The 12,648-nt window shown below is 44.8% G+C and carries 8 protein-coding genes; 2 read left to right on the top strand and 6 right to left on the bottom strand.

Annotation, left to right across the window (positions count from 1 at the left end):
• Positions 1-1,122: 1,122 nt before the first annotated feature.
• On the bottom strand, positions 1,123-1,686 hold the full coding sequence (locus AB1I50_RS09755; protein WP_407723833.1) for a sigma factor-like helix-turn-helix DNA-binding protein: 564 nt from the start codon (positions 1,684-1,686) through the stop codon (positions 1,123-1,125).
• A gap of 92 nt (positions 1,687-1,778) precedes the next feature.
• On the opposite strand from AB1I50_RS09755, the gene AB1I50_RS09750 reads away from it, so the two are divergent.
• A complete protein-coding gene (locus AB1I50_RS09750; RefSeq protein WP_407723832.1) occupies positions 1,779-2,087 on the top strand; it encodes a hypothetical protein in 309 nt (102 codons plus the stop codon).
• Between the two features lie 338 nt (positions 2,088-2,425).
• Here AB1I50_RS09750 and AB1I50_RS09745 read toward each other — a convergent pair whose 3' ends face one another.
• The 3 genes from AB1I50_RS09745 to AB1I50_RS09735 all read right to left on the bottom strand — a co-directional run bounded on the left by AB1I50_RS09745 (position 2,426) and on the right by AB1I50_RS09735 (position 7,961).
• On the bottom strand, positions 2,426-2,833 hold the full coding sequence (locus AB1I50_RS09745) for a Pr6Pr family membrane protein (protein WP_407723831.1): 408 nt from the start codon (positions 2,831-2,833) through the stop codon (positions 2,426-2,428).
• Between the two features lie 59 nt (positions 2,834-2,892).
• Positions 2,893-5,586: a response regulator gene (locus AB1I50_RS09740; protein ID WP_407723830.1), complete on the bottom strand. Its 2,694-nt coding sequence runs from the start codon at positions 5,584-5,586 to the stop codon at positions 2,893-2,895.
• 233 nt (positions 5,587-5,819) lie between these two features.
• The gene (locus AB1I50_RS09735; protein WP_407723829.1) at positions 5,820-7,961 is read right to left on the bottom strand and encodes a right-handed parallel beta-helix repeat-containing protein; all 2,142 of its coding nucleotides are present in this window, start codon (positions 7,959-7,961) and stop codon (positions 5,820-5,822) included.
• A 321-nt stretch (positions 7,962-8,282) separates the two neighbouring features.
• Between AB1I50_RS09735 and AB1I50_RS09730 the strand changes: the two genes are divergently transcribed.
• Positions 8,283-9,329 carry an IS30 family transposase gene (locus AB1I50_RS09730; protein WP_407723828.1) on the top strand — a complete coding sequence of 349 codons (1,047 nt, stop codon included), beginning with the start codon at positions 8,283-8,285 and terminating at the stop codon, positions 9,327-9,329.
• 473 nt (positions 9,330-9,802) lie between these two features.
• On the opposite strand, the gene AB1I50_RS09725 is transcribed toward AB1I50_RS09730, so the two are convergent.
• Both AB1I50_RS09725 and AB1I50_RS09720 read right to left on the bottom strand, forming a co-directional pair.
• Complete coding sequence (locus AB1I50_RS09725) at positions 9,803-10,591, bottom strand: response regulator (RefSeq protein WP_407723827.1); 789 nt, start codon at positions 10,589-10,591, stop codon at positions 9,803-9,805.
• Positions 10,588-12,441: a sensor histidine kinase gene (locus AB1I50_RS09720; protein ID WP_407723826.1), complete on the bottom strand. Its 1,854-nt coding sequence runs from the start codon at positions 12,439-12,441 to the stop codon at positions 10,588-10,590. Before AB1I50_RS09720 ends, AB1I50_RS09725 begins: the two co-directional genes overlap by 4 nt.
• Positions 12,442-12,648: the final 207 nt, after the last annotated feature.

The following is a 12,648-nucleotide window of genomic DNA, read 5'->3' as shown; positions in this document are numbered from 1 at the left end:
TATGTTTCAGACTATAGACTTATTTTATCACACAACTGACAAATTGACAAGAACGGAGAATTGATGATAGTATAGGACTATCTCACAGCTTGCCACGTAACGATAATTCGAATGAAAGAATTTTTATAGCATAAAAAATCGCCCCAAAAGCCAGTGTTTATCAGGCTTTTGGGGATTTGTCAAGGATGAGCAAAAAAGATGTGTTTTGCAAAAAAATCTGTATAGAACTGAACTTGCACATTCTGATTGTTCCTTGGAAAAACTTCAGTATTGACCGCGATTCGATTTTACTATTTCTATTGTATATGAACCTCAATACAATGTCAAGTGAAACGTCGAAACATGTTTCGTTGTTTTCCGTATTTTACGGATTGCAATCTTCGATTTTTTTAAGATTGCAGACGTTTCAATTATTGCAAACTTGACGATTTTAAACGTGAGATGTAGTATGGAATAAAGAAAAAGAAGTAATTATAAAACAAAAATGCATACCCTTCCTATGAGGTATTCTTGCAACCTTAAATAATAGGCGTGGTTACTAAAACTACGCCTATCATTTAGGGTTATTTATTCATAAACTCTGTCACCATTTCAATCACTGTACCGGTTGATCAATCTCGGTTCCGTCGTTGAAAATTACCTTGATTCGATCCTTACTCTCGACCACTACGCATTGTACTAAGACGGCAGCTTATTGTATCAATCGTTTTTGATTTTGCTTGTATTTATCCTCGATATCCCCAAGCAAAGGAACATATCCTCCGGCTATGCATTTAGCCTCATTGGAATCTCACCACCGCCGGGATCTCCCGCGGGCGCCCTCCTTGGTTGTGACGGTTTTATCTCGCTCGACTTAGGACGGGGCGCAAGTATCATTATTTCTTCTGCCGGTTATCGCTCACCACGGATGCGCCGTGACTTCAAAGACTAACAGGCTGCGGCGAACTGACGTCCGCCGTAGCCCTGCTTTTGTAGCTCGTCGGTTACCCGACAACAGAAGGAAGGTAAAGGATATGCTGATATTCAATTTTCAAGGTTCTGGGTATTGTGTGTTTGATAGAGGCGCTTTTTACCCCTCTAATCCTCTATTCCACACTTTTTTGAAATTTTATGCGTATTTTTTTAATTTTTTTCAAAAAATTTTCTAATTTTTCTATAGGCGGCATTTTTCCGTCTACTAATCGTTGATTGATGAACGCCTAAACGATCAGCAAGCTGTGCTTCAGTCAATGGAGGTGAAGCGTAATGCAGGCTTGAAATAACCTCATACTCCTTCTCGTTGAGAGTTTTAAGGGATTTTCTCAAAGTGGAAACATCTAGATTCCTGATTGCAAGAGTGTCTACACTTTCATCAAGACTGGCAATCAGTTCTTCGCCCGTAATGCCATCGTCAGAGTCCATATCACCCAAATGGAGAATAGTGAATTCCTTGTTTTTCATGCAGTCGCTGACATACTGCTTTCTTCTTTCTTCTTTCCGAACTGCTCTGACTTTTTCGGGTGGAACTTCAATCAAAACCATATCCCCACCTGTTTCCTCAGTTTGTGTCCGGTAAAAGCGCTTTTCCTTGTTCTTTTCACTTCTCAAAAAGGCATAAACATCATCGCCGAAAACTACAGAAAAACACCTTTGTTTATCAGCAGAATAAATTGTGCCGTTTTTATCATTGAAATAAATGTAAATCAAATAAAGTCCTCCGTTCAATTTGAAATTCAAAATTTTCAAATTGAATCGGAGGAGCACGAATCCTGTCGATTCTGTAATCTTCCCCATAAACAATGGAAAAAAACGGACGAAAAAGGGAAAGAATTGTTGAAAAGAAAAGTGCTGCACGGTCGTTAGACCATACAGCACTTAAAAATGTACTATTTTGTTTTTTACTCTTGTTTTTCCTCTCAAAAACAAGTTTTTTCTTATCGGTATTTGCAGGATATTTCACTAATACCGATAATAACAGATTTTATCCCAATATTATGTCATTATCTGTCGATAAAAAATTAAATACTCAAAGCGTGTCGAAACTTCATAAACGCCAAAAGGCAGAAGAAAAATCGCATTTTCTTCCGCCTAAGCAAACTCAAATATGAAAACGTCACGTTAGAGGATATGACGTTATTTTGAATGAAACCGCTTTACGGTTTCGGTTAGTCTTATGTTATATATTTTTTTAATCTAATTTAATTCGGTACAAACGGTAGTTCTAATCGTCATACTCAAACGCAAGAGCGAATTCGGTTAATCTGCTTTGCGCCTATGAGGATGAATTGCCTTTTGTATTTTGCGTATGTGCGCCGGAATGAATAACGATATCTCCGGCGTTGATTTAAGAATCTCCGCCGATACTGCAGCCGTTGCCGTTGTTTTCGGAGGAAGCGTTTAAAGAGCCCTTGCCTCCACTTTGCAGCATATTTTAAATTGTTTTATTTCAATCGATTTTTCTTTTACACAGCAATTTATCGATACCGAAAAACAAGTATCCGATCACGATAAAGGCCGCTAAGAGGACACCAACCCACATCGCAATCCCACTGTAGCCGACCTTTTCGGGATTAAAGAAGAAATACGGATAAATCAGCGGTCCAATGCCGATGCTGTTGACAATAGACGTATCAAACCCGAGGATTGCCGCGTGAATCAAGACAAAACCGCTGTAGGCAAGCGGAAAGCTCGTCGAGATCAGCGGATATGTCCACTTTACTTTTGCCAATAAGTTTAAGAATAGCAATACCCTCTGTTTTACGCTGTTCGTATAATTAAAAATCAATACATTTTCGTCTTGACTGGGGTACCGGCTCGTTTTTACTTTTGAGCCGGCACCTTTTTGTTTTGGCACATAAAAAACGCCTGCTCACACAGTGTGAACAGGCGGATACTTAAATACTATGCTGATAATCAGAAATCATTGAACATAAAATCAGCCCAATAATACTGACTCATATATTCATTGGCGTAAGCGTTGACAGCGCCGGCGTCAAGCTCGGCAAAGCGGTAATAATCGCAGTCAAGCACGACGGGATTGACCGACAGCGCGTTGTAGCTTTTGTTGACAGCCTTTTGCGCGCCGACCTTTTTAAGGCTTTTCATCATAGCAGAGATCAGCGTTTGCACATAGCTCTGCTGATTATTATCATACGGTTCGTCCTCAAACAGCGCCGCAGCGATCTCTCTGGTGCTGCAAGAGCTGCCGTGGCGGTGTACCAGATACGCAAAGATCTCCTTCGATCTGCTGCGTTCAAAATGGACAGGCGTGCCGTCGGGCAAAAACACGTCAAAGTTGCCGAAGCACTGTACCTTTAGCAGCGCGTCGTTCTTCGGTATTATCGGGAACCGAAGTTCCTCAAGCTCACGCGCGACCTCTTCCTTGGTGACGGGCTTCATAATATATCCGCTCGCGCGCATATCCATCGCGTCCGCCTTGTACTCCGAAAATCCCGTGACAAAAATTATATTCATCTTGGGATTGCTTTGCTTGAGCCTTTTTGCCACCTCAACGCCGTTCATACCGCGCATATGGATATCCAAAAACGCAACGTCGCAGCCGTTCTTTTCTGCCTCCTCCAACAGATCATCCTGATCGTCAAAGGCTAAGACCTCAGCGTCGGGCTTAACTTTTTTTACGCACATTTCCAGCATCTGTAACGCCAGCTGCTCATCATCAAGACACAGTATCTTCATTTTTTGACCCTCCTTTGGGAGTATCACTGTCGCGACAGTTCCCTCTCCTGGTGTACTTTCTATTTTCATTTCGCCGCCGCACATATCTTTTAGACGGCGCTGTGTATTTTCCATACCGACGTGCGAACGTCCGTCATCCTTCTTCTGCGCGGTCGTATCAAAGCCGACTCCGTCATCCGATACGATGACTTCATAGGCGTTATCGGTCTCACGCGTCGCGATAGTGACCGTGCCGCCCTTTTTCTTCATTCCTACGCCGTGCTTAACGGCGTTTTCTACGATCGGCTGGATGCTCAGCTGCGGCAGCACAAAGTCCGTCGCCTGAATATCATACTCTATATTCAGCTTATTGCCGAACCTGAGCTTTTCGATGTACAGATACTTCTTCAAATGCTCAAGCTCCTGAGTAAACGGTACGGGATTTGTCTGCTTCAGCGAATCCATATTCCCACGCAGGTACTTGGCGAACGTCACCGTTGCCTCCTGCGCGGTTTCGGGATCTATACTGCACATCATCGCGATAGACGTCAAGGCGTTGTACATAAAGTGCGGTTGGATCTGAGATACCATAACGCCGACCTTTGCCTCGTACAGTTCCTTTTGCATCTGCTGGTAGCGGATGGATTCAAGGTACTGCTTTCTAAGGTCGTACACCAAGCGCACGATCTGATAGATCATAGTGATCGTAAGTCCGAAATAGTAAAAATGGATGTTTGTGAAAACCAAATAACGGTTCAACGCGTCTAATAAAATCGAAAGCGTAAGCGGCGTCCACGATATCAGGATCATAATAGCCTGCGAGTTGTGCCTTGTCTCAACAAACAGCAATGCCGTAATAACAAGCGTTCCGGCAGCCGCTAATAAATACATTATCGGCGAGGTCGCGTATAGATCACTGACATTAGTGAATTGCAGCACTATCACCGCTATCACTGCCAGAATATACACGGTTGCGACAACGTTTGCCACAGCGCGCGCCACATTGCCCGTGAGGTTGGATTTAAAATAGAACATTATCGATATGAACAGACAGTAACCGAGCAAAATCACTATCGTCATACAGGCTCCGGGGTCGATTATCCACATATTCATATAGACGCTAGCCCGCTGTCCGATCATAAACATTCCCCAGAAAAAGCAAAGCGCGCCAAAGGCAAAATATTGATAATTGATCTTGCCCAGAATAAATCCCGCTATCGGGAATAAAAATATTCCGAAAAAGCAAACCAGCAAAAATGCCAGCACCGGCGGCAAAACATCAAAGAAGAATTTAAGATAAACTCCGTTTGCTTCGCTGAACATAACCTTAAAGCAATCGTTAAAGCTCTGCTCCGCAAAGGGATATGGGTTGACGACCTCCAAAATAAATCCCTTCTCTCCGAGCTTGCCGTCAGCGTTCAGCGTTGCGCTGTAAGAAGTTATTGTTTTGTATCCGGGCGAATCCGGTAAGCTGACCTTTGACGCGTAGCCTTCGGAATACATCATATCAAAATTCTCGGGCTCGAACATCGGATCGTTCGGATTATCCGAGGATGATATATACAGCTGACGCAGATCCTCCTTGCCGAGGTAAGTTAGCTCAAACACAGGTTTGCCATCGGAAGTTTTCGTGGTGTACCACACATTCTGCGAGGAAATCGTGATATTTTCGGAAAACATCGTGGTAAAATCGGACATTTTTCCCTTAAAAGTGATTTTGTGAAATCGCTCGTTGATCGGATCGTAGCCGTCGGTCGGCTTCCATTCGCCGCCGTCTACGGAGTATTCTCCCTCGAGAAATACCGCCCTTGAAATAGTCGTATCAAGCTTTAAGTAATTTTGAGCGCCGTAAACGATCAACCCGATAAACAGCAAAATCACTATGCTGACGCCGACAAAAGTCCACTGCCTGCTTCTCAGCACCTTTATCATTCTTTCACCTCGCAAATATTTATATTTGACCGGATCTCTTTTTGCGGATCCGTCTGTAAAACTACTATTATTATAAAAAACAAATCGAATAAAGTCAATGCGGTTACGCGTAATATTCCTGTCTTTTTGCCGGACGCGCACCTGCCGTATAACAATCCCCCTGTCCGAAGAACAGGGGGATTTTTCTTTATATTGTGTATAAGCTTATTTATCAACTGTGCAATCAAATTTTTTTACTTGATTACGATGTACATACCGTCGCCGGTGTTGCCCCACTCCTTGGCGAGCTTGTCGCCGAGACCGTGACCGTACTGAACGAATACGTTTTTGCCTCTGCCGCTGTTGTTTGTGAACTTGCAGTTCTTGATAACGTTGTTTTTATCGATGTGGAACAAACGGATCGCGCCGCCTACGTGGTCAGCCTTGTTGCCTTCGAAGGTGCAGTTGGTGATGCTGTTGGTGAAGTAAGATTTGTCATAAGACATACCCGGTACGATGAAGATCGCGCCTGCCTGGTCGTTAGAGGAATTGTTCCTGAATGTTACGCCGTCTGCATTAAGGTTTGCGCATGCGATCGCTCCGCCGGCGCCCTTCTTCAGATCGTCCATCGTCGTATAGTATTTGTCATTGCTCATTTTGTAGCTGACGTTGCCTTCAAAGAGACCGCCTACAACCTTCAGCTTGCTGCCGGCAGCGGTGTGAGTTTCTGCAAAGATCGCTCCGCCATAGCCGTTGTTAGCCTTGTTGTTCTTAAAGGTGCAATCCTTGATGAACGGCTCGTTTTCGGATTCGGTATAGATCGCGCCGCCGTCTTTGGTGCTCTGGCAGTTTTCAAAGGTGCAGTTAGTCAAAATGATCTGTGAATCCTGCGGCAATACGCGCAGACCGGATTCATTCTTTGCGTTTCTGATCGTGCAGTTGTTCAGCTCGACCTTCATATCCTTGGTGTAATAGTTGCTGTTCCTGTTTAAGCCGATATAGATGCCTGCCCATGAGGTGTCGGTTATGGTAAGGTTATCTGCCTTGATATGTACATTTGTTCTGCCGTCGGTTCTGAGACCGTTATCGCCGCCCTTGATAGTGCCGTTTTTGATGTCGAAGAAGGTGTTGCTCATGAATCCGAAGGTCGGAAGAAGGGAGTATGCGGTGTTGTCGATCGTGTGTCCGCCGAGGTCAACAGTAACCTTGCGGCCGTCCTGTACATGGAAGTTTCCGCCGTCTGTAAAGCCGTACTTGTTCTTATCGAGATTGTCATAGTTAAAGCACTTGCCCTTTTCGGACTTGATGTTGTCGCGAAGAGTGATTGTGAAATCCTTCTTGACTGAGCAAGCCTGAGCCCACGCCTCTGTGAATGTACGGAAGCCCTTTACCTTGATGCCGTCAACGGGCTCTGCGAGTGTAACGATAGCCTGTACCATCTTGCCGTCTTTGTTGTTGGAGTCGATAGCTTTTTTGTAAGCCTCGTTGAACTTGCCCATTGCGTCTGAGAGGTCGGTTTCAAAGTTCTGGAAATAAGCGTAGGGCTTTTCTCCTTCGGCGGGCTTATATGTACCCTTCTGAACCTCGTACTCCTTGACCTTGTAAGCCATATTGTTGAGGAGGAGCATTGTGAGGTAGTCTATCTCGGCTTCGAAGTGGATGCTGCTGATCTCGCCGTTGATATCTTCCTTAACGATCTTAAGGAAGTCTGTGGAGTCCTTCCAGTTGTGAGTCTCTTTGTAATTTGCCATTACCTTTTTGTAGAGGTAATCGGTTGTGGTCTCATAAGCGTTCTTCTTGTCAGTGCTGTGACGCTCGCCGAGTACATATTCCTTCATCTTGTTAAAGTTCTTCTCTAAGCTCGAAATGTTGCAGGAGCTCGATGCGAGGATATCCTTGTACGCGCCGTAGGTTTTGTCGTCGATCGTGCCATCGCTTTTATAGCTGATGTTGTCGCTGTGCTGACGGATCTTTTTGAGAGCGTTTTTGTAGTCGTCGCGAATGCTGTCTGCTTCCATGCGGAAGTCCTTGGTGTCGATGTTGCTGTTGATGACCTTTAAGTTCTTCATTTCTTCTTCGTGGTTCGTATTGACAGCTTTTCTGAGATCTTCGATCTTATCGATTGCATCCTTGACTGTCGGCTCTTTTTCCTCATTGCCGTCGAACACCCAGTTGAGCAAGTAGCCTGTTCCCATCTTTAGGAGCGAACCGGCAATGCTGTTGGTTACGAACTTGTCGATCGTCTGGGTGAGTGCAAATGAGCTGACATCTTTTGCAACGCTCTTTACTGAGAGTGCGGAAGCGCTTGTCATTGCTACTGTGCCTACTGAAATTACTGTGATTGCGGAAAGTACGCCTGCGATGATTCTTGTTTTAATTTTCTTTGTGTTTTTCATTTTTCTTTCTCCTTTTTCTGAATTTTTGTTTGTGTTGTTATTATTGAGGGTTGAGAGTTTGTTCATCATTGTCATGGTGATTTCTCCTTTTCTTAAGATTTGATCGAGGGATTTTTGTTTTTGTTTTTGTTTGTTCCCTTGACTGTGACTATAGTATATCAGGTGCTCTACAACAGAATTACAACAAAAAACAACAGTTTTTAAAGTTTTTAAATTTTGGCGCATTGTAAAATGAGGTTGCAACAATAAAAAAATAGTCCATAGGGACGATTCTGTAGTAGAATTGAGTTTGCGCTCACCAATTCGAAAGGAATCATCACTATGGACAACCCTAATTGTAGCACGGAACACAAGAAATATCAACACCTGTCTTCTGAAGAACGACACATAATTGAAGTGCGCTTCAATGAGGACAAGTGGACGATCTACGCAATCGCCAAAAGTCTTGGCAGACCATACAACACAATCAAAAACGAGATCAACCGTGGTACGGTATATCTTTACAACGGAAAGATAGCCAGATATAAGGCTGACAAAGGCGAGGAAGCATATCGTGAACATCGCAAGAACAGCTGCCGCAATTACCGTTGCCTTGAAACAGCGAAATTTCTCAGATATGTTGAAAATCAGTTTTTCGATGAAGGATGGTCGTTGGACGCCGCAGTAGGTCACGCAAAAGCCAACGGACTGTTTTCCTCTAAAGAAATGGTGTGTACCAAAACGCTGTATAACTATGTTGATTCAGGTCTGCTTAGAATCAAGAACATCGATTTGCCTGAGAAACTGTCAAGAAAGACTAAAACCAAGAAAGATCGAGAAAACAAGCGAAAACTCGGCAATAGTATTGAGCAGCGTCCTGACATAGTGGATACCAGAGAAGAATTCGGACACTGGGAAATCGACAGCGTGATCGGCAGGAAAGCCGAAGGCGAATCTCAGGTGATGACAATAGTCGAGCGCAAACTCAGAGAGTCCATATGGATCAAGGTGAGAGATCACTCTGCCGAAGCGATAGATGAGGCTTTATCCGCTCTGATTGATCAGTTCGGAGATAAATACAATGAAGTATTCAAAAGCATTACCGGTGATAACGGATCCGAATTCGCTAATCTATCTCAGATTGAATCAAAAGGCATAGCCGTATATTTCACTCATCCGTATTCGTCCTACGAAAAAGGAACTAACGAGTGCCACAACAAAATGCTGCGCAGATTTATACCGAAGGGCAAAAGCATTGACGACTACAGCGCTGACGACATCCTCTACTTTGCGGATAAGATCAACAACCTGCCCAGAAAGATTCTGGGCTACAGAACCCCGGAAGAGCTGTTCGAGCAGGAACTCGACCGCATATATGCTGCCGCGTGAGTCGCGTCGCCGCGAGTTTTCCTCGCTCGTCGCTACGCTCCTCCCTCGAAAAACTCGCGGCGATCTACTACAGACTCAAAAACTGTTGCAACTTGCTATTGCAATTTGCGGTTTTTAAATTTTTTTCAAATTTTTTTAAAATCTTTATTACGATAAATGACAGGTAAAGTAGCATAATCTTTGTTGTTTTTCAATAGCATTTTTTCAGACTGGACTTCCTCCGGTCTTTTTGGCGTGCCTTCTTCATAAAAACACAGCCGAGATTTTTATCTCGACTGCATTTCTATCTGTTATTACTTTTTTATCTTAATGATATTGGGCCTGAGCTGGACTTTTTCGACAATCTGAGCCTCCGATTCAAGCGGATTTATAGGCTTTTCTATGTCTTAAGCAAGGTACTTGATAAATGAAGAATATAGTAAAGGCGCCACAGCGAATTGTGCGGTGGCGCCTTAAGATTATGGTTGAGATGTTTAATCCATGTAATCGTCATACAAAAAATCAGCCCAATAATACTGGCTCATATACTCGTTCTGGTACGCGTTGACTGCTCCCGCGTCCAGCTCCTTGAAACGGTAGTAGTCGCAGTCGAGTACATCGGGATTGACCGCGAGGGCGTTATAGCTGCGTACTACCGCGTCCTCTGCGCCGACAGCCTTCAGGCTCTTTATCATAGCATAGATATAGGTTTGAAGGAGATTTTGCAGCTTTTTTTCATATGGCTCGTCCTCAAAGATCGCGGCGAATATCTCCCGCGTAGTGCAGGAGCTGCCCTGCTTGTGGACAAGGTAGGCAAATACCTCCTTAGCCTTGCTGCGCTCAAAGCGGACGTGAGCGCCGTCGGGCGTGAACACGTCAAAGTTGCCGAAGCACTGTACACGCAAAAGCGCGTTGCTTTTCGGCGTGATCGGAAAGCGCAGATCTGCAAGCTCCCGTTCGACCTTTTCCTTGTTGACGGGCTTCATAATATACCCAGAAGCGTGCAGGCTCATGGCGTCGCCCGTGTAATCCGAAAAACCGGTCACAAAAATGATATTCATTTTCGGGTTGACCGCCTTTAGCTCCTTGGCGAGCTCCACGCCGTTCATCCCGCGCATATGGATATCGAGAAACGCTATGTCACAGCCGCTTTGCTTTGCCGCGTCCAGCAGCTCGCGCGGCTTACGGAAAGCGGAGACCTCCGCGTCGGGCTTGGCTTTTTTGACGGATGATTCAAGCATTTGCAGAGCCAGAGGCTCGTCGTCAACACACATTATTCTCATGGCTGTCCCTCCTTGGGCAAGATCACCCTTGCGGTTGTTCCTTCACCGACCGCGCTTGTGATCTCGACATGCGCTCCGCACATATCGCGCAGGCGTTTTTTAGTGTTTTCCATTCCGATATGAGTCTTTCCGTCGTCCGGCTTCGGCGCGTCGGGGTCAAAGCCTACGCCGTCGTCCGAAACGATGACTTCATAGGCGGTATCGGTTTCTTTGGTCGCTATGGTAACGGTCCCGCCGTCCTCTTTCATCCCGACGCCGTGTTTTACGGCGTTTTCCACCAAGGGCTGGATGCTCAGCAGCGGCAGCTGAAAGTCTACGGTTTGAATATCATATTCAATGTTCAGCAAATCGGCGAACCGCATTTTTTCAATATATAAATACTTTTTTAAATGATCGAGCTCCGTTGAAAACGGAACGGGATTTGTCTGACGGAGCGAGTCCATATTCCCTCGCAGATAATCCGCAAAGGTGACGGTCGCCTCCTGTGCCGTTCCCGGGTCGATCTCGCACATCATCGCTATCGACGTCAGCGCGTTGTAGATAAAGTGCGGACGTATCTGACTGACCATTACGCTGACCTTTGCCTCATAAAGCTCCTTCTGCATCTGTTGATGCCGTATCGCTTCTTTATACTGGAGCCGCAGATCGCCGATAAGCCGCACGATCTGCACGATCATAGTGATTGCCAAGCCGTAGTTAAAGTAGTGTGAACCCGGCAGGTGGATGAATTGATCGACGGCGTCTATTGCGACCGTCAGCAGCAACGGCACCCATGACAACAGGAAGAACAGCGCGTTGCGATTGATCCTCATTTCTACGCAGAGCAATACTATCATAATCACTATGCTGCCCGCAGTGGCGAAATTCATCGTCATTGATGAAGCGTTGAGATCCCTGATGTGGCAAAGGTGCAGAATAAATACGGTGAAAACGCAGCTTAGATAGACAGCCGACGCGATGTTGGCGGCAATGCGCGTTCCTCTGCTGCTCATATTGGCTTTGAAATAGAACAGCACCGCGGCTACAAAGCAGTACCCGGTGATTTTGTCCATCATCATACAGACAGTCGGGTCTACGATCCAAAGGTTCAGATAGCCGCTTATCTGTTGCATTATCATATACAATCCCCATAAAAAGCTGAGCAATCCGAAGGTTAGGTACTTATAATCGATCTTTCCGAGTATAAAGCTTGCCACCGGGAAAAAGAACAGTCCGAAGAAGCATATTAATACGAACAGCAATACGGGCGGTAACGCGTCATAGAAGAAACGCAGATACATTCCCTCGTTGTAATACGCTGTAACGTCAACACAGTCGTTATAACTGACAAGCGCGTAACCGTAGGGATATTCTACCTCAAAAATAAGCTCCGAGTCCTCCGTTATATTCTCGGTCTGCGTGAGATAGTCTGGATAAATAGATTTTACGCAGTAGCCGGGTGTATTCGGCATATCGAGCGCTAACGGTTTGTCGGTTTGAGTGTGCTCATAAGAGAGCTTTTCGTCTTCAAAGTTATAGCTCTGTATCACGGTACCGTCGGTCGTTTTCAAAGTATACCAAACATTTTTGGAAGAAATCGTCAGGCTTCCAAAATACATCAAGAGCTTTTTCGACATCTTACCTTTAAATACGATTTTGTTAAAGTGGTCGGTGATATAGCGGCCTTTTTCGATCGGATGCCATTCGCCGCCGTCTACTGAGTATTCGCCCTCCAAAAACATCGACGGCGTTTCATAGATATCCATACTGACATAATAGCGCATACCGATCCAAATCGCGCTCACGATCATCAGAAGCGTCAGCGCAACGCAGACCGCTGTCCATATCTTGCCTTCGATGATTTTCTTCATAACACCGCCTCCTTTTCGACTTCTCTTAATTACTTAATTATAACATAGGGATCGGGGAATGAAAAGTTAAAAAATCGTAAAAGTTTTAAAAAAACCGATATTTGCAAAGAAGTTGCAAAGGTCGGGCTGATATACTTTAGTCACAGTCAAGGGAACACAAAGCTTCCCGGGACGAATGAAAGAAAAAGTTAAGAAAAATTAAAACTT

Origin of the sequence: Ruminococcus sp. NATIVEDY161 (assembly GCF_045819895.1) — a bacterium.
Lineage (GTDB): Bacteria > Bacillota > Clostridia > Oscillospirales > Acutalibacteraceae > Ruminococcoides.
The sequence above is the reverse complement of the archived record's forward strand: the minus strand, read 5'-3'. Positions and strand labels throughout refer to the sequence as shown.